General features: G+C 44.2%; 20 protein-coding genes, 1 tRNA gene and 2 pseudogenes. 10 read left to right on the top strand and 13 right to left on the bottom strand.

The features are described 5' to 3' along the window. Window positions 1-419: 419 nt before the first annotated feature. The 5 genes from Vt282_RS10300 to Vt282_RS10280 form a co-directional block, all read right to left on the bottom strand. The gene (locus Vt282_RS10300; protein ID WP_162063314.1) at window positions 420-872 is read right to left on the bottom strand and encodes an NfeD family protein; all 453 of its coding nucleotides are present in this window, start codon (window positions 870-872) and stop codon (window positions 420-422) included. Between the two features lie 9 nt (window positions 873-881). After that, window positions 882-1,811 carry an SPFH domain-containing protein gene (locus tag Vt282_RS10295; RefSeq protein ID WP_162063313.1) on the bottom strand — a complete coding sequence of 310 codons (930 nt, stop codon included), beginning with the start codon at window positions 1,809-1,811 and terminating at the stop codon, window positions 882-884. Between the two features lie 208 nt (window positions 1,812-2,019). Further along, a complete protein-coding gene (locus Vt282_RS10290; protein ID WP_162063312.1) occupies window positions 2,020-2,874 on the bottom strand; it encodes a co-chaperone YbbN in 855 nt (284 codons plus the stop codon). A 282-nt stretch (window positions 2,875-3,156) separates the two neighbouring features. Next, window positions 3,157-3,984 (bottom strand): SDR family oxidoreductase, encoded by an 828-nt coding sequence (locus tag Vt282_RS10285; RefSeq protein WP_162063311.1) that lies wholly within the window; start codon window positions 3,982-3,984, stop codon window positions 3,157-3,159. A gap of 45 nt (window positions 3,985-4,029) precedes the next feature. Further along, the gene (locus Vt282_RS10280) at window positions 4,030-4,944 is read right to left on the bottom strand and encodes a TIGR01777 family oxidoreductase (protein WP_162045801.1); all 915 of its coding nucleotides are present in this window, start codon (window positions 4,942-4,944) and stop codon (window positions 4,030-4,032) included. Window positions 4,945-5,265: 321 nt separating this feature from the next. Between Vt282_RS10280 and Vt282_RS10275 the strand changes: the two genes are divergently transcribed. Genes Vt282_RS10275 through yfcE form a run of 5 tightly spaced genes read left to right on the top strand, consistent with a single transcriptional unit; the run spans window position 5,266 to window position 8,131 of the window. Then, a complete protein-coding gene (locus Vt282_RS10275; RefSeq protein ID WP_162045802.1) occupies window positions 5,266-6,006 on the top strand; it encodes a DUF1538 domain-containing protein in 741 nt (246 codons plus the stop codon). Next, window positions 6,003-6,791 carry a DUF1538 domain-containing protein gene (locus Vt282_RS10270; RefSeq protein WP_415663422.1) on the top strand — a complete coding sequence of 263 codons (789 nt, stop codon included), beginning with the start codon at window positions 6,003-6,005 and terminating at the stop codon, window positions 6,789-6,791. The genes Vt282_RS10275 and Vt282_RS10270 overlap by 4 nt, the downstream gene beginning before the upstream one ends. Then, on the top strand, window positions 6,781-7,131 hold the full coding sequence (locus Vt282_RS10265) for a P-II family nitrogen regulator (protein WP_162045803.1): 351 nt from the start codon (window positions 6,781-6,783) through the stop codon (window positions 7,129-7,131). Before Vt282_RS10270 ends, Vt282_RS10265 begins: the two co-directional genes overlap by 11 nt. Next, window positions 7,128-7,538: a CBS domain-containing protein gene (locus tag Vt282_RS10260; protein ID WP_162063310.1), complete on the top strand. Its 411-nt coding sequence runs from the start codon at window positions 7,128-7,130 to the stop codon at window positions 7,536-7,538. The genes Vt282_RS10265 and Vt282_RS10260 overlap by 4 nt, the downstream gene beginning before the upstream one ends. A 44-nt stretch (window positions 7,539-7,582) precedes the next feature. After that, on the top strand, window positions 7,583-8,131 hold the full coding sequence (gene yfcE, locus Vt282_RS10255; protein WP_162063309.1) for a phosphodiesterase: 549 nt from the start codon (window positions 7,583-7,585) through the stop codon (window positions 8,129-8,131). 58 nt (window positions 8,132-8,189) lie between these two features. Here yfcE and Vt282_RS10250 read toward each other — a convergent pair whose 3' ends face one another. The 4 genes from Vt282_RS10250 to Vt282_RS10235 all read right to left on the bottom strand — a co-directional run bounded on the left by Vt282_RS10250 (window position 8,190) and on the right by Vt282_RS10235 (window position 10,697). Further along, a complete protein-coding gene (locus Vt282_RS10250; protein WP_162063308.1) occupies window positions 8,190-8,468 on the bottom strand; it encodes an Rdx family protein in 279 nt (92 codons plus the stop codon). A gap of 8 nt (window positions 8,469-8,476) precedes the next feature. Beyond that, window positions 8,477-9,232 (bottom strand): sulfite exporter TauE/SafE family protein, encoded by a 756-nt coding sequence (locus Vt282_RS10245; protein WP_162063307.1) that lies wholly within the window; start codon window positions 9,230-9,232, stop codon window positions 8,477-8,479. A 76-nt stretch (window positions 9,233-9,308) separates the two neighbouring features. Next, the gene (locus Vt282_RS10240) at window positions 9,309-9,824 is read right to left on the bottom strand and encodes a regulatory protein ToxS (protein ID WP_162045808.1); all 516 of its coding nucleotides are present in this window, start codon (window positions 9,822-9,824) and stop codon (window positions 9,309-9,311) included. 9 nt (window positions 9,825-9,833) lie between these two features. Continuing rightward, window positions 9,834-10,697, bottom strand: coding sequence for a transcriptional regulator (locus Vt282_RS10235; protein WP_162063306.1), 864 nt, complete (start codon window positions 10,695-10,697; stop codon window positions 9,834-9,836). 257 nt (window positions 10,698-10,954) lie between these two features. Between Vt282_RS10235 and htpG the strand changes: the two genes are divergently transcribed. The 3 genes and pseudogenes from htpG to hemH all read left to right on the top strand — a co-directional run bounded on the left by htpG (window position 10,955) and on the right by hemH (window position 14,931). Continuing rightward, entirely contained in the window at window positions 10,955-12,859 is a 1,905-nt protein-coding gene (gene htpG, locus Vt282_RS10230; protein WP_162063305.1) for a molecular chaperone HtpG, read from the top strand. Window positions 12,860-13,169: 310 nt separating this feature from the next. Continuing rightward, a pseudogene (gene adk, locus Vt282_RS10225) lies at window positions 13,170-13,812 on the top strand (adenylate kinase). A gap of 157 nt (window positions 13,813-13,969) precedes the next feature. After that, window positions 13,970-14,931 (top strand): annotated as a pseudogene (hemH, locus tag Vt282_RS10220) (ferrochelatase). Window positions 14,932-15,003: 72 nt separating this feature from the next. Here hemH and Vt282_RS10215 read toward each other — a convergent pair. Both Vt282_RS10215 and Vt282_RS10210 read right to left on the bottom strand, forming a co-directional pair. Further along, window positions 15,004-15,447 (bottom strand): DUF411 domain-containing protein, encoded by a 444-nt coding sequence (locus Vt282_RS10215; RefSeq protein ID WP_162063304.1) that lies wholly within the window; start codon window positions 15,445-15,447, stop codon window positions 15,004-15,006. 8 nt (window positions 15,448-15,455) lie between these two features. Then, on the bottom strand, window positions 15,456-18,203 hold the full coding sequence (locus Vt282_RS10210; protein ID WP_162063303.1) for a heavy metal translocating P-type ATPase: 2,748 nt from the start codon (window positions 18,201-18,203) through the stop codon (window positions 15,456-15,458). Window positions 18,204-18,416: 213 nt separating this feature from the next. Between Vt282_RS10210 and gltX the strand changes: the two genes are divergently transcribed. Then, window positions 18,417-19,844, top strand: a complete 1,428-nt coding sequence (gene gltX, locus Vt282_RS10205; protein ID WP_162063302.1) for a glutamate--tRNA ligase — start codon at window positions 18,417-18,419, stop codon at window positions 19,842-19,844. A gap of 399 nt (window positions 19,845-20,243) precedes the next feature. Beyond that, a complete protein-coding gene (locus Vt282_RS10200) occupies window positions 20,244-21,200 on the top strand; it encodes an OmpA family protein (protein ID WP_162045816.1) in 957 nt (318 codons plus the stop codon). Between the two features lie 61 nt (window positions 21,201-21,261). Here Vt282_RS10200 and Vt282_RS10195 read toward each other — a convergent pair whose 3' ends face one another. After that, the gene (locus tag Vt282_RS10195) at window positions 21,262-21,768 is read right to left on the bottom strand and encodes a Fe3+-citrate ABC transporter substrate-binding protein (protein ID WP_162045817.1); all 507 of its coding nucleotides are present in this window, start codon (window positions 21,766-21,768) and stop codon (window positions 21,262-21,264) included. A 232-nt stretch (window positions 21,769-22,000) separates the two neighbouring features. Then, window positions 22,001-22,077 (bottom strand) — tRNA-Arg (locus Vt282_RS10190). Window positions 22,078-22,079: the final 2 nt, after the last annotated feature.

Raw genomic sequence — 22,079 nt, 5'->3', positions numbered from 1 at the left:
AAATCATATAGTCACAATAAAACTATAGAACCTATGTGATATTGATCAAATTTAATATCATGGAATTTGACTTTATATTTGTCGATAAAACCCAATAAACAGAATAGCCTATAAAAATTTACTGTTTATGCAATGTTTTGCGCATCTAAGGGCTGGTCGAATTAGCCAAGAAAAAAATAAAAATTTTTGCTTAATTTGGCAGCTCAGAGCGGAAAAATATTAGGCAACAACGCACCTAAAAGTTTGCTTTTCACATATAAATGATTGATATTGTTGTTAATTATTTTTGAAAATAATTCTGTGTCGATATGAGGATGTCTGATAAAAATCAATAGCTTATATTTACAGCCGGAAATGATGTTTTGAGTGATAAATAAAGGCCTTGTTTATTGCAAGGCCTTTATTTAATGCTTTATGATTTAGAGTGTGGATTCAATGACCAAAGTAATGCCGTTTATTTCAGTAATTTTGACTTTAGTGCCAGCGGCTAATGCGTGCTCGCTGTAGGCAGACCAAGTGGTATCAGCGACTTTGATACGGCATTTACCTGCAGGGATATTTTCCTCAAGCAATATAACTTGACCAACCAGTTGTTTTGATTTCTGGTTTAGGTCACGCTGATCATCGCTTTGTTGATCACTTCTCAATTGTCGGCGCCACCAGAGCCAAGTTGTTGCCAAGCAAAATGCGCCAAACGAAGCCCATTGCAATTGCCAACTCAGCGGCATCCAAGTGAGCAGCACACCTACTAATAGAGCAGAAATTCCAAGCCATAATAGGTAACCAGCAGCACCAATTAGTTCTGCTGCTAGTAGCGCAAGACCTAAGCCAATCCAGTGCCAATGGTTCATGCCGTTAAGTAGCTCTATCACTCTATACCTCTATTGGTCGTTTTGTTGTTTAAACATCTCAGCAATGCCTGCTACCGAGCCCATCAGCCCTGTTGCTTCGAGAGGCAGCATAATAATCTTACCATTTTCAGCTTTGCCAATGGCTTTAATTGCTTCGGTATAGCCTTGTGCAATAAAGTAGTTCACAGCTTGCATATCACCTTTCGCAATCGCCTCAGAGACCATGGTGGTTGCACGAGCCTCTGCCTCTGCCGCACGTTCGCGAGCTTCAGCTTGCAGTATTGCCGCTTGCTTCTCACCTTCCGCTTTAAGGATCTCAGATTGTTTATGACCTTCTGCTCGCAGAATTTCTGCCTGACGAATACCTTCAGCCTCTAGAATTTCTGCACGTTTGTTACGTTCTGCTTTCATTTGTGCGTTCATGGCCGCGGTTAGATCGGATGGCGGTTGTACATCTTTGATCTCAATACGCGTGACCTTAACGCCCCATGGGTTGGTTGCTTCATCAACAATCGCCAGAAGCTTCACATTGATCATATCACGTTGGCTTAGCATTTCGTCGAGTTCCATCGAACCTAAGACTGTACGCATATTTGTTAGTGTTAGGTTACGAATGGCATGCTCTAAGTCGTTGACTTCGTAAGCCGCTCTCGCAGCATCAATCACTTGCACGAAACATACTGCATCGATAGTGACGTTGGCGTTGTCACGTGAAATAACCTCTTGGGCAGGAATGTCGAGCACACGTTCCATCATATTGATTCTAAGACCAATTTTATCAATAAATGGAATGATAAAGTTAAGCCCTGGCTTTAAAGTATGCGTGTATCGGCCAAAGCGTTCTACTGTCCAATGGTTACCTTGCGGAACAGTTTTAACACCAGCGTAGATAAATGAGATAGCCACAATAACAAAAATGGCCGTAGGGATGATTGTATCGAGTGGGAGTGTTGCGTCCATAACAATGAGTTTCTCCATAAGTTAGATAAATTCATTGTTACTGATTGATTTATATGCAACAAGTTTGTTTGTAAAAGTTGCTAGTCAACTCCGAAACAAGCCAAGAACAATGTAACTAACTAGGCTTAATTGCGGAGTGTTTACCAAATGTAGTCAGCGTCTGACCAGTAGTGCGCCAAATTTGGTGCACTAAGGTGTGTGGGTTGTATTAATAAAGAATTGAATACAGTTGACGGCGGAATTTTCCTGCGATGGCATTGCCTTGACCAAGGGCGCTCAAAATATCCATAAATGACTTTTTCATTTCGCCATCTAGGCAGCCAAGATCTTTGCTAATAAATTGCCAGATTAACTCTAGTGCTTCTTCATCACGGTTAACTTGATGGTAATTCAGTGCTAATTCTTGTGCGACCTTTGCATTAGTAGAGTCTAAAGCAAACTGTTCTTCTAATGCTTGAATTTCAGGGCTATTTGCCGCCTGGTTATGTAACTCAAGCTTGGCAACAAGGCTTTTATAGTAATTGTCTTGATATTCCAGAGGAATCGCTTGCAACAAGTTTGCAGCTTGATCAAATGCTTGTGTGGTGAGGTAGCAATCAGCGAGTGCCAGTTTTACATCACCTCGGTTGGTTAATTCTACTGGCAAACTATCGAGTAGTGGCAAAGCCTGAATTTGATCGCCAGCCGCTACCATTTCAAGCGCATTTTTCAACAGCAGTTCTTCTTGGCTTGGTAAATGCTTAGCTAACATCTCTTCGATGACTTGAATTGGTTGAGGACCACCAAGGCCATCAACAGGTTGGCCGTTGATAAACAGCGCTATAGTAGGCAATGCTTGAATGCCAAATTGTGCGGCAATAGATTGCTCTTGTTCGCAATTGAGCAGAGCAAGTGTCATTGCTCCGTTATAGTTTTGTGCCAACTGCTGCAGTTGTGGAATGATGGCGCTGCTCTCTTGGCTAACAGATGCCCAGAAATGAATTAACAGTGGCGTATTTTGTGAGCTCTCAAGAACCTGCATAAAGTTTTGTTGATTAAGCTCGACGATAAAAGGTGATTGCATAAAACATCCCTTTGGCAAAAACAAAGTCTATTTTTTTAGATAGGGGCATCTGGCGCAAAAATCAAGGTGTTGGCTTTGTTACAGAAACAAAACACCACGCTGAGCGTGGTGTTTTCAACGGCACAAGTGCAAGCGAAGATGTTTAAAAAAATATAAACACTGTTAGCGCAACACTCACACATAGCCAGTTTAACTGGTTTAATGACATGTATAGGCACCGAATGCAACGCAATTGTCTTTTACGGTTCTATAGTGCAATACAATTGTGACGATAACATGACACTAAGCCGCTTTTTGTAGAATTTTGTCTAACCAACGAGTCGGTAATAGTCGTTTAAGTACAGCAAATATTTTTGTTGGTTTAGTAATACGATACCGAATTTTTGGATGCTTCGCTTCAAGCGCATGAATAACAGGTGCAACGCAGGCTTCTGCTGGCAGAACAAACGCATTGTTGGATGACGCTTTGCTTAGGCGAGATAATTGCTGTTGATATTCTTCGTGATGTGGGCTGTTTTCTATATCAATCCATTTATTAAATGCGACAAGTGCATTGGCTCGAAAGTGAGTCTCGATGGGGCCGGGTTCTATGAGCGCGATCTTTATATTGGTGTTTGCAAGTTCAAGTCTGAGCGTGTCGCTCCAGCCTTCAATGGCAAATTTTGATGCGTTATAGGCGCCGCGGTATTTCATTGCGGCAAAGCCGAGTACAGAGCTATTTTGAATAATTCTTCCTTCTCCATGGGCCCGCATCGTCGGCAACAATTCACACACAAGCTGATGCCAGCCAAAGAAGTTGGTCTCAAATTGTGCTTTTAAACCAGCCACGGACAGATCTTCTAAAGCGCCAGGCTGCCCATAAGCACCATTATTGAACAGTGCGTAAAGTTGACCTTCGGTGATCGCGAGTGTTTGTTTAACACCCTGACTAATGCTCTCAGAAGAACTGAGATCGATTTGAATCGAGGTCAAGCCTTCTTGCTGCAGGCGTAAAACGTCTTCTTGTTTTCGACAAGATGCAATGACTTGATAACCACGTTTATGTAGGGCATGCGCCGTGACATAGCCGATACCGGATGAACAGCCGGTGATCAGAATTGCTTTAGCCATGACTTCCTTTCATTTTAGTTCACATGTTATGGCTAGATTACTCGATTAAGCTTGGTGTTGTAATAGATTTTTCAGCGCGGGTTCCAAGCGCGAATAGCTAAAGCGAAAACCTAACTCCGTCAGCTTTTTCGGTTTGGCACGAATACTATCAAATAGCAGTACTGAACTTTCTCCCATCAATAATTTCATCGACCATTTAGGTGTAAACAAAATGTGTGGGCGTTTGAGCGTTCTAGCGAGCGTGCGGCTAAAGTGTTTGTTGGTGACAGGGTGTGGGGCGCAAAGATTAAATTCTCCTTGAGCATGTTCAGTTTCGAGCAAATAAACAATGGCACGAACCATGTCGAGCTTATGTATCCAAGGCATGTATTGATTACCACGGCCAATGGGGCCGCCTACTCCAAGCTTGTAAGGTAATAACATTTTGGCTAGTGCACCGCCATCGCATCCCAGCACAACCCCAGTTCGCAATATGCACACACGAGTATTTTCTGATCGAGCACGGTTAGCAATGGTCTCCCAGCGCTCACAAACTCGATGAGTAAAGGTCTCTGAGTGAACATGTAAGCTCTCATCAAACGGGTGTGACTGCTGATCGCCATAATAGCCAACCGCTGAGCCACTAATAAAAATCGCGGGAGGGTTGGTACTGGCATGAATTAGCTCCACCAGTTGTTCCGTTAATTTCCAACGACTATCGCATATCTGTTGCTTTTGTCCCTTACTCCAGCGCTTATCGGCAATCGGTTCACCAGCGAGATTGATAACAGCGTCAAAATCATTGAGATCATGGAATGCGTCAAGATCGGCGATATAAGTGATATTGCCTAAATCAGCATGGGTCAATAACTGTTGAGCGCGCTCTGGAGCTCGAGTTAGCAGTACTACCTCATGAGTCGTGAGTAGTTTGAGCAGCTCTCGGCCAATAAATCCTGTGCCGCCAGTTAGCAGTATTTTCATTCCAATCTCCTTATGTACTCAAGTAACCACTGGGTGCTAAGTTCCGCGAGCTTCATGAATTTGCCCTTCTCGAGCGAGCCTTTACTTTGAATCCTACATCTCGAAGTTACTTGAGTATATTGAGTAATTATAGCGTTCGAATCAGGACGTAGAGTACTAGGTACTTTATTCAACCCTTTATGGTTTTGTAGAGGCTCACAAAAATCACACTTTGTTACATCTTTAGTGCTGGTTGTTGGACGAATCACATCTTATCAGTCGGTGCTTTGGCAAGATAGCCATAGCAACATATCCAAGTCATTGATTGAATGGAGTGTATTTATGTCCAACGCTTTTTCAGCACTATTGCGCGCGATGCTAGGCAGTTTTCGCGACTTGATGCCAATCATCGTAGTGATTGCATTTTTTCAGCTGGTTGTGCTGCAGGAGCCGTTGCCTAATCTAATGTCAATTGCCATGGGTTTGTTGCTAGTCGTGATGGGGCTGACTTTCTTTATTTTTGGTTTAGAAATGGGGCTATTTCCAATTGGTGAAACCATGGCACAAGCTTTTGCACGTAAAGGCAGTGTAATGTGGTTAATGATCTTCGCATTTTGTTTAGGCTTTGGTACCACGATCGCAGAGCCCGCGTTAACCGCAATTGCTGATGAAGCTTCGGAAGTTGCCGCGGAAGGGGGCATGATTGCTTTAAGTGAAGAAAGCCAAGAAAACTATGCTAATGGTTTGCGCATCACGGTGGCCTTATCGGTTGGCTTCGCTATCGTCTTAGGTGTCTTGAGAATACTTAAAGGCTGGCCGATTCAATATATGATTATTGGTGGCTATGTAGGAGTCGTGATCTTAACCGCTTTTGCACCAGAGAGCATTATCGGTGTTGCTTATGACTCAGGTGGGGTAACCACCTCGACGATCACCGTTCCCTTGGTGACCGCACTTGGGGTTGGATTGGCGTCTTCGATTAAGGGCAGAAACCCAATGATCGATGGTTTTGGCTTGATTGCTTTTGCCTCACTACTGCCAATGATGTTTGTCATGGTTTACGGCATGATGGTGACAACATGATGATGCAGTTTATCGATACCTTGATTAACACTATTGGTGATGTCGTACCTATCGTGACGATTATCTTTGGTTTTCAATTTGCGGTGCTCAAACGCCCTGTTGCTAATTTATCCAAGGTAATTTTAGGTTTTGGTTACGTCATCTTAGGGCTTTCCTTATTTCTTATGGGGCTCGAAATGGCGTTGTTCCCGCTAGGGGAGACCATGGCCGAACAATTGACTGCCCCTGATTTTTTACAGCAAGTTCGTATTAGCGCGGAGTCGGCTTTAGGCTGGGCGGATTACTATTGGGTTTACCTGTTCGCCTTTTGCATTGGTTTCAGTACGACGATCGCAGAGCCATCCTTGATTGCTGTGGCGATTAAAGCCAATCAAGTCTCTGGTGGCTCTATCAGTGTTAACGGGTTACGCATTGCTGTAGCTCTGGGCGTGGCGGTAGGTATCTCTTTAGGTAGCTATCGCATTGTCGTGGGCGACCCTATCCATTACTACATTATCTTCGGCTATGTGGTGGTGGTGATCCAAACTATGTACGCCCCTAAATTAATTATCCCCCTTGCTTACGACTCAGGTGGCGTCACAACATCAACAGTCACCGTCCCATTGGTGGCTGCGCTCGGGTTGGGTTTGGCCTCAACGGTTCCCGGCCGCAATCCAATGATCGATGGTTTTGGTTTGATTGCTTTTGCCAGTTTATTTCCCATGATTTCGGTGATGGGGTATGCCCAAATTACTCGTTGGTTAAATAAAGAATCAACTTTAGAGGATAAACAAAATGCGCTTTAAATTACTGTTAGCTTTTGTTGAAGACAATAAAACGGAACAGGTATTGGATGCTGCACGCAGCGCGGGAGCGACAGGTGCAACAGTCATTAATAACGCTCGAGGTGAAGGGCTCAATCAAAAACGTACCTTTTTTGGACTCACTCTCGAGGTGCAAAGAGATGTGTTGTTGTTCGTCGTAGAGGAACATCTTGCCCGACAGATATTAGAAACGATCAGTAAGGTTGGTGGGTTTGATGAAGAGTCAGGGCAGGGCATTGCGATCCAAATTGATATTGAAGATGCCGTTGGAGTTGCACATCAAGTTGAGAAGTTAACCAAAGTGGTGGGGGATGAAATATGAGTAACCAAAATATTGTGCGAGTGAGAGATGTCATGGCGCCAACTTATGTGATGATCGATGGGCTCAGTACGGTTGATGAGGGTATTCGCATTGCTCGTCAGCAAGGGGTTAAGGCGCTGGTGGTGAATAAGCGCCATGTCGATGATGAATATGGCATTGTACTGATGAATGATATCGCCAAAAAAGTGTTAGCCAAAGATCGCTCCCCTGAACGCACCAATATTTATGAGGTGATGACCAAACCTGCATTATCGGTTGATCCTCGCATGGACGTGAAATATTGCGCTCGTCTATTTGAGCGTTTTGGTATTAGCCGTGCACCAGTGATTGAAGATGGCCAAGTAATAGGTATGGTGAGCTACAATAATATTGTGCTTAATGGCATGGCTCCGGATGACGTTGCTTAGCTGATTCAGTAAAATGTCCTCACTTAAACTGAGGAGTGATTGTAGTGAAATTATTTTTTGCCTCTGATCTGCATGGTAGCTTACCAGCAACAGAGCGTGTATTGGCTGAATTTGAACAATCAGGCATGGAAACCTTGGTATTGTTGGGTGATGTTCTTAACCACGGGCCGCGTAATCCAATTCCACAAGGCTATAATCCTCCTGCGGTAGCTGAATTACTCAATCAATATGCCGATCGAATCATCGCGGTACGTGGGAATTGCGACAGTGAAGTCGATCAGATGCTGTTGAGCTTTCCGATGATGAGCGATTATGCATGGGTTTTGCTGCCAAGTGGGCAGCGCATGTTTCTAACTCATGGCCACCTATATAACAGTGCTAAACGCCCTGCGCTGCGAGAGGGTGATGTGATAGTGCATGGTCATACGCACATTCCGTTGGCAGAAAAAGATGGTGAGCAGTTCATCTTTAACCCAGGTTCTGTCACCTTTCCACGTAATGAATTTGCTGCCAGCTATGGTGTGCTAGAAGATAGTATGCTTAAAGTGAAAAGTTTTGCGGGTGATACCATCGTTGAGACATACTTAAGCTAACTCATGCTTGGTCACCATTAAACAAAGGCACCCAATGGTGCCTTTGTTGCAGAACGAGCTAACGATTGTCTGAATGTCCTAAATCTCGCTCAGGATCGATAATATCGCGTACGCGCTGTTTTAATACTTTCGCTTCTGGAAAACCACCATCGCGTTTTCGTTCCCAAATGAGCTCACCATTACAGTGAATTTCAAATCGACCACCCGTATCAGGATGAAGAGCCACGGTGTCTATTTCTTCACTGAAGGTGTGCAATAACTCCTGACTTAACCAAGTTGAACGCAGCATCCAATTACACTGACGACAGTAGTAAATATCAATAATCGCTTTTTGCATGAAAACCTCTAAATCAATAAGTTAAGTCCAACGAGTAGCGTCAAAATTTCAAAGCATTGCTTGATCACTTGGTTGGTAAATCGAGTGGATAGATACGCACCAAACGCCCCGCCTAAAAATGAACCAAGCAATAAAATCGGCACCCAAGGCCAATGAATATTGGCACCAGCCTCGACGATTGCGATAGCGCCGATCCCGTTCCAAAACAATCCAACACAAATCATGGTCAGTGCAACCGCTTGTTTGTAGCTATAGCCAAACCAGCGAACTAAGAACAAGGTCACCAATAAGCCGGAGCCTGCGGTCAATGAGCCGTTAATAATACCGATAACAACAAGCCCAACACTGCCAAGCAACCAACCTTGCCAGTTGCGATGAATCGGCTGAGCATGTTGCCCTAACTGCTTTTTAAAGTAGGAATAGATTCCCAACCCAAGAATCATGGCACCAAGTAAACGCTCAGCGATATCATTTGGCACATGTAAAATTAGATTGGCACCAATCACGACACCGATACAGCCAACAAGCATGACATAAAGTGCTTCATGAAAAGTAAACGTTTTTTGTTTGATGTGGGTCGCAGCGGCACCCAACCCCAGCGCGACACTGGCGACTTTGTGCGTAGCAAGTGCCACCGAAAAAGGTAAACCAAAGAAAAGCAACAGCGGAAATTGCAATAAACCTGCGCCTCCTCCGGAAAGTGAAGCCAGCGTATTCGCAATAAGAGTGCCTAAAAATAGGCCAATTGAGTTTATCCAATCCATGGTTAAACAAGATCCATTAAAATGAGGAGCGTCATGCTCCCCATTATCAAACGTAAAAATTAAATTTTAGCAACAACTAGTTTGAGAAAAGTACCGTAGAACCATGACTTAAGCTAGTGAGAAGTAAGGTTTTTTCGTTAACAATATCAATTCGGCGACTTTGCTGAGCATCCATTTTGAAGAGTTTTTTGATCAACTGCAGTTGTTCCTCAGAAAAGTCTTTGCTGTTCGCCGATGAGATATCTTTAAATTCAATCGGTGAGATCAATAAATAGCTATCGCTGATCTCCCAATGACCCGTTTCAGAAATATTGATCACACTGTCGCTTTGGTCACTGTGTGCGTATAAACGTACGGTGGCAACACGTATGTAAGTACCGTTAGGTAAGTACTTCACATTGGAAACTACATCCACTTTGCGCAGTGGGCCAACAGATTCGCCGCGAACATTATCATTGAGAACCGTGACCATGTTGGATTGCCACTCAGTCGATGTTATTGCTCGTTCAACTTTGTAATCACTGCCCCAGAACAACCAGCCACTGACTGCAATCGAAATCGCCAGCAGGAGTAATGCGAATTTTTGCTTCATGAGCGCCTCCTATTGGCAGATTTGGTCGATGTGGTTTGGATCTGAGAAAATACGGATGGTGATATTTTCTCCTGAATGTTGTAGCTGGTGGATGTAGTTCAGAACTAATTGGTGGTTTTGTCCACCAGTTGCAATCACTTCAACGGGAGCGATATCGCCAGCATGATTGTTTTTGTAGCGCGTTACGCATTGCTCAATCGCTGGAAGCCAGTTAGTGAGATCAGGATGATGCAATGGCGTTTTGACAACCACACCAGACACATTCGTCAATTGACGAAACTCAGAAGCACTGGGCTGGCTAAACATGATAGCAAGGAAAGGTAATGCTACCGCAAGGATGAGCGCTACTTTTGTTAACCAGCTGTGGTTTGGTTTTGCTTCGTCAGAAGAGGGGGCGATAGGCGTCTCAGAAACGTCAACTTCTCGCTCAATCTCTGGTGATAAATCACTTTCAGGTTCTGGGATTGGATCAACGGGTAATTCTTCGGCAGCTTGAAATGACACCAGATTTTCACTGCAATTATTTGCCGTAATACGCTCTACAGTACAAATAAGTTGATAGCCGCGTTTTGGTACGGTTTTGACAAATTCCGGAGATTTGGTTGAGTCATTGAGAAGCTTACGCAGTGTGGAGATAGCTTGGGTTAAGCTGGAGTCGTCAACTTCAAATCCTTGCTCACGCCAAACAAAATCGTACAGTTGATGGCGGCTGACCACTTGATTCGGTCTTTCTGCCAAAAACAATAAAATACGACTTTCGTTACTGCCCATACGAATCAAAAAGTCATCGTTGCTAGTATCGATAAGAGAATTCGTGTTGGGATCAAATGAAAATTTATTAGCAAGGTTAAATTTGGTACCTATGTTACTCATGCAGTTGGCCTTCAGTTACTAGGTCTCAGACATCACATTCGTGATGAATTGGGCGGTTTACTTTTTATAAAAAGTACGCCTCTACGATTATTTAAGTGCGCAGGATAGACAATCTAAAAGCAAAAAAACACTGTTTTTATGTTTTTTGACCTTGAATTTACATTTGCCACCCTCATCTTATCTAGCAGTCATCATTGAAACCTCAGGCTTCTTTTTTCCGCTAGAGGTTTGATAAGTATAGATGTTATGGAGTAAACATGAGCGAAACTGCCACTCAAAATAAAGAAACTCGCGGCTTTCAGTCCGAAGTCAAACAGCTGCTTCACTTAATGATCCACTCACTGTACTCGAACAAAGAGATTTTTTTACGTGAGCTGATTTCTAATGCGTCGGACGCTTCTGATAAGTTGCGTTTTCAGGCTTTATCTAATCCAGACCTTTACCAAGGTGATGTAGAGTTAGGTGTAAAACTTTCTTTTGATGAGACAGCTAACACGTTAACGATTTCAGATAACGGCATCGGTATGAGCCGTGAAGATGTGATTGAACATTTAGGTACGATTGCAAAGTCAGGTACTGCTGAATTTTTCTCAAAATTGTCTGAAGATCAGAGCAAAGATTCTCAATTAATTGGCCAGTTTGGTGTGGGTTTCTACTCTGCATTTATTGTTGCCGATGCAGTCACCGTGCGCACTCGCGCTGCCGGTCTTGCGGCTGATCAAGGCGTGCAATGGCACTCTGCGGGTGAAGGTGAATACACCATCGAAGATATCCGTAAAGAAACTCGTGGTACAGACATCGTGCTGCACATGCGCGAAGAAGGTAAAGAATTCCTGAATGAATGGCGTCTACGTGACGTGATCAGTAAATATTCTGACCATATTGGTATTCCGGTTTACATCCAAACTTCTGAGCGAGATGACGAAGGCAAAGAAACTGGCGAGAAAAAGTGGGAGCAAATTAACAAAGCGCAAGCACTTTGGACACGCAATAAATCAGACATCAGCGACGAAGAATATCAAGAGTTCTACAAACACGTATCGCACGATTTTGCTGACCCACTAGTATGGAGTCACAACCGTGTTGAAGGTAAAAACGATTACACTAGCTTGTTATATATTCCAGCGAAAGCGCCTTGGGATATGTTTAACCGTGATCACAAGTCCGGTCTGAAACTTTACGTGCAACGTGTATTTATCATGGATGACGCAGAGCAATTTATGCCGTCATACCTACGTTTTGTACGTGGCTTAATTGATTCAAATGATCTACCACTTAACGTGTCTCGTGAAATTCTGCAAGACAACAAGGTGACTCAATCACTACGTAATGCTTGTACTAAGCGTGTACTCACTATGCTTGAGCGCATGGCTAACAACGATGCGGACAAGTACCTATCATTCTGGAAAGAATTCGGCTTGGTGCTAAAAGAAGGCCCTGCGGAAGACTTCTCTAACAAAGAGAAGGTGGCAGGTCTATTGCGTTTCGCTTCAACCGAAGTGGACTCAGCTGAGCAAACGGTTAGCCTTGCATCGTACGTTGAGCGTATGAAAGAAGGCCAAGATAAGATCTATTACCTAACAGCAGATAGCTACGCAGCAGCGAAGAACAGTCCTCACTTAGAGCAGTTCAAAGCCAAAGGCATTGAAGTCATCCTGATGTTTGATCGCATTGATGAATGGCTGATGAACTACCTAACCGAATTTGATGGTAAGCAGTTCCAATCGATCACCAAAGCGGGACTTGATCTGAGCAAGTTTGAAGACGACGCTGAGAAAGAGAAACAAAAAGAGACCGAAGAAGAATTCAAATCAGTGGTTGAACGTACCAAAGAGTACTTGGGTGACCGAGTAAAAGAGGTGCGCACCACATTTAAACTAGCAACAACACCAGCGGTCGTGGTCACGGATGATTTCGAGATGGGCACACAAATGGCGAAATTGCTGGAAGCAGCAGGCCAAGCAGTACCAGAAGTGAAATACATTCTTGAGATCAACCCAGAGCATGATTTGGTTAAGCGTATGGCTGACGAAGCTGACGAGCAAGCATTTGGTCGTTGGGTTGAAGTATTGCTTGGTCAAGCAATGCTAGCAGAACGTGGTTCGCTACAAGATCCATCGCAGTTCTTAGGTGCGATTAACACCCTTTTGACTAAGGGCTAATAAGCAAAAATCGTTAAAAAGCTCGCTTTGTGCGGGCTTTTTGTTTGAATGTCAGGTAAAAATCAGTTTGGATAGCATTGTTTGCTAATTGGAAAAGTCTGTTAAGTAAAATTGCATTCTTTAGTCTTATTTGAGTCGTCGCATTGACAATTTATGATAGAATCTACGACTTAAATTTGAGAAATACGACGAGTATATTGACTCGTTCAACCCAATCTGATGGTTATATACCGAAACTTACCATTTACACATGCTGCGGCAATGGATTGTGAGCTTCGGTATAAATTTCTAATCTTAAAGAGGATAAATCATGCGCATCATTCTTCTAGGTGCTCCAGGTGCAGGTAAAGGCACACAAGCAAACTTCATCATGGAAAAATACGGTATTCCACAAATCTCTACTGGTGACATGCTACGTGCTGCTATCAAAGCGGGTACAGAACTTGGCAAACAAGCTAAAGCTGTAATCGATGCTGGTCAGCTAGTGTCAGATGAAATCATTCTTGGTCTGATCAAAGAGCGTATCGCTCAAGATGATTGCGAAAAAGGTTTCCTACTAGATGGTTTCCCACGCACAATTCCTCAGGCTGATGGCCTGAAAGAAATGGGTGTTGAAGTTGATTACGTAATCGAATTCGACGTAGCTGACGATGTGATCGTTGAGCGTATGGCTGGCCGTCGTGCTCACCTAGCTTCTGGTCGTACTTACCACGTTGTTTACAACCCACCTAAAGTGGAAGGTAAAGATGACGTAACAGGTGAAGACCTAGTAGTACGTGATGACGACAAAGAAGAGACAGTACGTGCTCGTCTAGGCGTTTACCACACTCAAACTGCACCACTAATTTCTTACTACGGCGCAGAAGCAGAAGCGCAATACTAAGTACCTAAAATTTGACGGTACTAAGCAAGTAGCAGAAGTAAGCTCAGACATCGAGAAAGCACTTGCTTAATTCTCTGATTGAAAAAATATTGTTATAGTAAAAGCGACCATTAGGTCGCTTTTTGTTTTCTGTTGCGCATGTTAATGGTTTGACGCATAACAGCGTGAGCTAACGAACTCAGATTTGCGTAAAATCGCTGAATTTACTTTCTATTGGATGGAGTGGGATGAACAAAAATAACAAACAAGGTGTATTGTTGGTCAATTTAGGTACGCCAGACGAACCAAGCGCACCCGCCGTCAAACGATTCTTGAGTCAGTTTTGCATGATAAGCGCGTAGTTGATATGACGCGTTGGTTATGGTGCCCAATTTTACACGGAATCATTCTGCCGATTCGCTCACCTAAAGTGGCTAAATTGTATCAATCGGTGTGGATGGAAGGTGGTTCGCCTTTGATGGTGTACTCACAAAAGCAGGCGGAAAAACTGGCGGATAAGTTGGATATTCCGGTAGAACTTGGTATGACCTATGGTAATCCGAGTGTGCTTACGGGGATAGAAAAACTAGTCGCGCAAGGTGTTGATGAGATAATTGTATTACCGCTTTATCCTCAGTATTCATCGACGACCACAGCCGCGGTTTCGGATGCCTTAACTATTGCCTTCAAGCAGATGGCGGAGATCCCCGCGTACCGGTTTATTCGTGATTATCGTGACCATCCGCTTTATATCAAAGCGCTTGCTGCTAGCGTTCGCCGCTCTTGGGAACAACATGGGCAAGCCGATTATTTGATCTGTTCTTATCATGGAATCCCTAAACGTTATGCAGATAACGGGGATGTTTATCCATCGCACTGCGCGCAAACCACAAAGTTGTTGCAACAAGAACTTGAGCTTAGCGATGATCAAATAGGTATGACTTATCAGTCTCGTTTTGGCCGAGAAGAGTGGCTGCAGCCATATACGGATAAAACGGTAGAAGCGCTGCCAACAAAAGGCATCAAGTCATTGGATATTATGACGCCAGCTTTTGCTGCGGATTGTCTTGAAACTTTGGAAGAGATTTCTGGCGAAGTGCAGGAACTGTTCAAAGAGCATGGTGGTGAGCGATTTAATTTTATTCCTTGCCTCAATGATGATGAGCTCCATATAGAGCTGATGGTTGAGTTGGTGAACTCTCATCGATAAATCGTCTGAATAATCGATAAAACAAAGCCCAGCAAATTGCTGGGCTTTGATATTTATTCGTTACGGGAATGATTAACGGTTGCCTTTATGAAAACGGTACTCAAACACTTGACCACGTTCATTGTAGGCGTAAACAGCATAGCTATCTTTCTCGTCACCATACTCCATGCCAGGAGAGCCCATTGGCATGCCTGGTACTGCTAAACCTTTAGCATTCTTAGGTGGATTCGCTAGGAAGGCTTTGATGTCGTCTGCAGGAATATGGCCTTCAAAGACATAACCATCAATTTCTGCGGTGTGGCATGAGGCTAGCTTTGGCGCAACGCCCAGCTTTTGTTTTACGGCGTTCATGTCATCATGAAGTTTTTCTTTGACGGTGAAGCCGGCGTCTTGCATGTGCTTAGTCCACTCGGTGCAGCAACCACAGTATGGTGATTTGTGGTTGATTACATCTGTAGCCCAAGCCGAACCTGCTGTTCCCATCAGTAGGGCAAGAGTCAGAGTTTTAAATGTCATAGATACCTCTAAGAGTGATGCGTCGTTTTAAATAAGCGTAGTCGGTTTGCATTGCTAACCACAGTAATAGATGACAGTGCCATTGCAGCGCCAGCCACTACAGGGCTAAGTAAAAAGCCAAATGCTGGGTACAACACACCGGCAGCAATTGGAATGCCTAGAGAGTTATAGATAAACGCTCCAAACAAATTCTGTTTCATGTTTTTGATGGTGGCTTTTGAAAGCTCAATCGCATTGACAACCGCCAATGGTGATGAATTTAAAAGCGTGATTTGTGCACTTTCGATGGCCACATCGCTACCACTCCCCATCGCAATACCAATATTGGCTAATGCCAATGCGGGGGCATCGTTAACCCCATCGCCAATCATGGCGACTTTATAGCCTTGTTGTTTTAGGCGAGCGACATGGTTGGCTTTTTCATCGGGTAGCACTTGAGCAATCACTTCATCGATGCCCAATTGACGTGCAATTGCATTCGCCACGGTTTGGTTATCACCCGTCAACATTACGGTCTTAATATTGAGCGCTTTGAGTGCGTTAATCGTCTCAAAACTATCCGCTTTGATTGGGTCGGCAATCGCTAATAGTCCAAGAGCTTGTTGATCACGAGTCACAACCACGGTGGTCCACGCTTGCTGTTCACATTCTGCCATTGCTTGGTTGAACTCAGTCAAATCCATACCTAACTGTTTAGCATAAGGGAGTGAAATAACAGCAACAGCTTGTTGTTGGACAATGCCTTGAACGCCTTTACCACGTAAGTTTTCAAATTGTTCTACTTCAACGATTTGTGCACCGTGTTGTTTGGCTTTGGCGACAATCGCTTTTGCTAGCGGGTGCTCAGAATACTGCTCTAAGCTTGCGGCTAGAGATAGTAGTGATGAATCTTGCTCGTCTCGGCTGAATACTCCTTCAACACTAGGAGCACCTGCGGTCAAAGTACCCGTTTTATCAAATACTACGCAGTCAATTTTGCTGGCGGATTGTAGTACATCCGCATCGCGAATCAAGATGCCCATTTCTGCCGCTTTACCGACGCCAACCGTGACTGACAGAGGCGTCGCTAAACCCAACGCGCAAGGGCAGGCAATAATCAGTACCGTCGTCGCCACAACGAGCATGTAGCTGGCTTTTGGATCTGGTCCAACTGCATACCAAATCAAAGCGGCAAGAATGGCAATCACAACCACCACAGGAACAAATATTGCCGAAATACGGTCTGCCAGTTTAGCTATCGCTGGTTTACTGCTTTGCGCTTGACGTACCAGTTCAATAATTCGTGCCAGCATGGTGTCGCTGCCAACGCTGGTGGCTTCAATCACTAAGCTACCATCTTGGTTTAGTGTGCCAGCAGAGACATGGCTATCTTGCTCTTTATCAACCGGCATCGGTTCCCCAGTGAGCATTGACTCATCCACAAACGAGTTGCCTGATAATACGAGGCCATCGACCGGAATTTTTTCCCCTGGTTTGATGCGCAGTTTCATGCCATCAACAATATCTTCAACCGCAATGGTTTGATCTCCATTATCCGTCACTAGTGTGGCTGATTTTGGTTGCAAATCGATAAGTGCTTGCAATGATTTGGTGGTATTAGCTTTGGCTTTGGCCTCGATATAGTGACCTAGAGAAATCAAGCCAATGATCATTGCGGTCGCTTCAAAGTACACATGGCGCGCGGCATCTGGAAACCATTGTGGAAATAGCACCACCAGCATTGAAAATAACCATGCTGACCCCGTACCTAGCGCCACCAGTGTATCCATCGTGGCTCGGCCGTGAGTAAGTGCTAACCACGCATTGGCAAAAAAGCTGCGACCTGCGGTAGCGAGTAGCACCAAACAGACAATACCGACAGCACCCCACGCCAGTTGGTCAGTGAGGTTTTGGATCATCATGTTACCGCCCAAAACGCCCCAGGCCATTAAAGGTCCACCGACGAACAAGCCGTAAATAGCGCTGCGTTTGTGATGACGTTGAATCGCTTGTTGCTGCTCAAGCTGTTTTTGCTGCTGCGTTTTCGCATCATCAACGATTTGTGCTTGATAGCCGACAGAAGCGACAGCTTTGAGTAATTGTTCTGAGTTGAGTTGTTTTGCATCGGCTATAACTAGCGCGCTTTGTTCGGCAAGGTTTACTTGTGCTTTGAGTACGCCGTCGGCAGAGGCTAACGCTTTTTCTACTGAGGAGACACAACTTGCACAAGTCATACCGCTGATCAGCAAATTGATTCTTTGCTGGTCTGCGTTATCTGCTGTAGCGCAGCTTTGGCGTTTAGCGGCCATAACGTTAGATTCTGAAACTTTAGCGTTTGGCTCTTGAGTCTCTTGTTGCTCCATTTTTTTAGGAGTGTCATCTGAGCTTTGTGGTTGCGTCACCGTTGCCTGATAACCCAGTTCCGCAACTAAGGCGATCACTTCGTCATCGCTCAGTAATGTATTAAGCGTCATTTCAGTCGTCGTGACTTGCAGCTGTGTAATTGACGGTGAGCTTTCAAGATGAGCGGTGAGTTTGGCGACACATTTACCGCAGCTTAATCCCGATAGGAAAAAGTGCTTTTGCGTACCGGCTTGGTAACCAAGGTCAGCAATTTGCTCTGCCAGCTGAGCAAAGGATGCGTTGGTGTCTAACGAAATCAATGTCGGAGTAAGGGCATGAATCGTTACATCAAAATATTCATTGAGGCGCTGCTCAACTTTACGTGCGCAGCCCATACAGTTTAAACCCTGTAGTGGTATGTCGAATGTGTTCATTGCTTATCCTCGACTAGTGATTGCAGTGGAGCATAAACCTTACCGCAAGGGTAAGGTCAAGCAATTAACTTTATTTGGTTTTAGATGGTTACTTAGCTTGAGTGAAAAAAGCCCGTCATACCCTAGAACCTTGGCGCACTTGCGTATAAAATAACGCCCAATTTTGGCATTGGTTTATCCAATGCAGTCATTTAGACAATCAGGGTATTTTACATGACGGTTAAAACTCGTTTTGCTCCTAGCCCAACAGGCTACCTTCACGTGGGCGGTGCTCGTACAGCACTGTACTCTTGGCTATTCGCTAAAAACAATGGCGGTGAATTCGTTCTACGTATCGAAGACACAGACCTTGAGCGTAACTCTCAAGAAGCGGTTGATGCGATCATCGAGGGTATGGAATGGCTAGGTCTTGAGTGGAACGAAGGTCCTTACTTCCAAACTCAACGTTTTGACCGTTACAACGAGATGGTTGATAAGCTACTTGCTGAAGACAAAGCATACAAATGTTACGCATCTAAAGAGCTGCTAGACGAAGTGCGTGCAGAGCAAGAAGCAAACAAAGAGATGGCTCGTTATGACGCAAACCATCCAAAAATCAAAGCAGCGAATGACGCAGCAAAAGATGGCGATCCATGCGTTATCCGCTTCCGCAACCCAAAAGAAGGTAGCGTGGTATTTGATGACCAAATTCGTGGCCGCATCGAAATCAGCAACACGCAAATGGATGATCTGATCATTCGTCGTACTGATGGCTCACCAACGTACAACTTCTGTGTAGTGGTTGACGACTGGGATATGGGTATTACTCATGTGATTCGTGGTGAAGACCATATCAATAACACGCCTCGTCAAATCAACATTTACGAAGCGCTAGGTGCACCAGTACCAACATTTGCACACTGTGCAATGATCCTAGGTGATGACGGTGCGAAACTGTCTAAGCGCCATGGTGCGGTTTCTGTAATGCAATACCGTGACATGGGTTACCTACCAGAAGCACTAAACAACTACCTAGTGCGTCTTGGTTGGTCTCATGGTGACCAAGAAATCTTCTCTCAAGAAGAGATGATTGAGTTTTTCAGCCTAAACGCGATCTCTAAATCAGCGTCTGCGTTTAACACAGACAAACTACTTTGGTTGAATAACCACTACATCAAAAACTCTGAACCAGAGTATGTAGCGAAGCACCTACAATGGCACCTTGATCAACAAGCGTTAAACATTGAAAACGGCCCAGCAATCACTGACGTGATTAAACTGGTTGGTGAGCGTTGCAACACTCTAGTGGAACTGGCTGAGCAAATTCGTTATTTCTACGAAGATTTTTCTGAGTTTGATGCGGATGCGGCGAAGAAACACCTACGTGGTGTTGCGAAAGAACCTCTAGAAGCAGCACTAGCAAAAGTGGAAGCGATTGAAGAGTGGACGACTGAAAACCTACACCAAATGATCGCTGACGTATGTGCAGAGCTTGAAATCGGTATGGGCAAAATTGGTATGCCATTGCGCGTTGCAGTGACTGGTGGCGGCCAATCGCCTTCAGTTGATGCTGTAATGCAATTGATTGGTAAAGAGCGCTGTGTGGCTCGTATCAAGATGGCACTAGAGTTTATTGCTGTTCGTGAAGCAAACGCTCAGTAATTTAAACTGGAGTTACCCACGAGTTTTTTCGCTGTGTGGGCCAAAAGTTTACTGAGAGATATCTAAAAACGCCGTAGCTATTGAGCTACGGCGTTTTTTTGTGCCGTGTATTTTGGCTTTTCATCCATTCTTGTTCTACGTTTATTTGTGTCATAAACAATGATTTACAGAAGATCAAAAAAGACAATTTTCAATGATTACAATTGATAGCGAACTTTTCTTTGTGGGAAAGATATTGGCAAGGAATTTTTGTAAAAATTTGTGATCTTACTGCCATTTTTTCATATTATTCAGCGTGATATCTACTCTGATTAAATGTGATTTGAGGTTAGTACGATATGACAAGTGGGAGTCAAAGTGTCGAGGCTCCCTGCAATACAGTGGATAAAGGAATTCAAGATGAAAAAACTAGCAGTGGTCATTTCAGCATCTTTATTTATGGCAGCAAGTGTTAATGCTGAACCTTATGTGGGGGTGAAGGCCGGTTATTCATGGCTAAATGATGAGTGTAAAGCAACCTACTTATGTAACGATGATGATTCAGCATCAGGCGGTATCTTTGGTGGTTATCAGTTTAATGATTATCTCGCTTTAGAAGCTGGCTGGGATTACCTAGGCAAATTTACTGCCGCAGGTTTGAATGACGATAGTGTGGATGCATTTACCTTGGCACCAAAATTGAGTTTTGGTGTGACGGATGCAATCGACCTATACGGTAAGTTTGGTGGTGCGTACGTTAATTATGGCGACGAAGATGATGCTTCTTTCCTTGGCGCGGTTGGTGTTGAGTTTGATGTGATGGAAAATGGCTCAGTGCGAGTTGAATACCAAGCATTGACCGATATTAATAACGACATCGTGCGCGCGGTTGGTAACACAGCAAGCATTGGTTTTGCTTACCACTTTGGTGGCAATGATGAACCAGCACCGCAACCAGTAGTAGAAGAAGTGGTTGCAGAAGAAGTAGTTGAAACTGTCGTAATGACCAAAACGTTTGAAGCAACCTTGGCAGATACAGAGACATTTGCTTTGAACAGCACTGAACTACAACCAGGCAGTGCGAGTAAGCTGGATGAACTTGTCCAACTGCTTCAAGCTTACCCTCAGGCAAACGTAGAAATCGTTGGTTACACAGATTCGTCTGGTGCTGCAGATTACAACCAGCAGTTGTCTGAAAAACGTGCACAAGCCGTTGCTAATGTATTGGCAGAGCGTGGCATTAACCCAAGCCGTATGTCAGTGAGTGGGGAAGGTGAAAACAACCCTATCGCAAGTAATGACACACGCGAAGGCCGTGCGCAAAACCGCCGTGTTGAAGTCACTGTTCCTGAATTTGAATATCAAGTAGAACAATAGTCAGACTGATTGAAGTAAAAAGCCTCGCATCGCGAGGCTTTTTTGTCTCCGGAAGGAGGGGCTATTTTAAGTCGATACTTGCCAAGCGCCCCATAAACTCAAGGATTTCGAGATTATCTTTATTGGCTTCGAGTAACGCTTTTTTCGTTTTGGTATAGGCACCTAACCTGCCATGTTTGTTGATAGAGCAGACTACGCTTTTATAGATCAATTTTCCGCTCTCGTCATAATTGCGCCAAGCGGCAATATAGCACTCATCTTTCGCGTCAGGATTTTCTTTGGTTGGTCTCGGTTTGTGGATGATTTTAGGTTCTAAGGAGTGGGGTAATCGAGTCATCAGGTAAGGGTCTTTTAACAGCCTGCGCCAGAACTTACCCCACATTTCGCTCCCTAACTCATTGCGCAGTTTGATGGCCTTTTGCAGGCCTTTCTTCTCACCCATTTTGATAAACCCCACCGACCGATGAAGTACCGTGTCTTCAGGCGTATGAATATGAATTTTGTAGGCAGTTTTCGCTTTGGAAATAAACCGATGTCCGGTGTTCGTTGTTAAATTGCTCTTTGGCATAATTATATTGAGATATATCTGTTATTGATAAAAGAGTAAGCAATTGTTACTAGGATTTAAAGTGCGATTACTCAATAAAGATAGTTCAAAGAAAGGCGATTGCTCAAGAATGTGTGTGAATCACATTGTCCTAGCTGAGACTGGATACGAAAGGCTATGGATTAACAGGGGCTTAAGTTAGACGCGGTTAAGAAAGCAAAAAGCCCATGCGTTTTTTGCATGGGCTTAAAAATGGCGCTCCCGACAGGATTTGAACCTGTGACCTATCCCTTAGGAGGGGATCGCGCTATCCAGCTGTGCCACGGGAGCGA

Source organism: Vibrio taketomensis, assembly GCF_009938165.1.
GTDB classification, from domain to species: Bacteria; Pseudomonadota; Gammaproteobacteria; order Enterobacterales; family Vibrionaceae; genus Vibrio; species Vibrio taketomensis.
The sequence above is the reverse complement of the archived record's forward strand: the minus strand, read 5'-3'. Positions and strand labels throughout refer to the sequence as shown.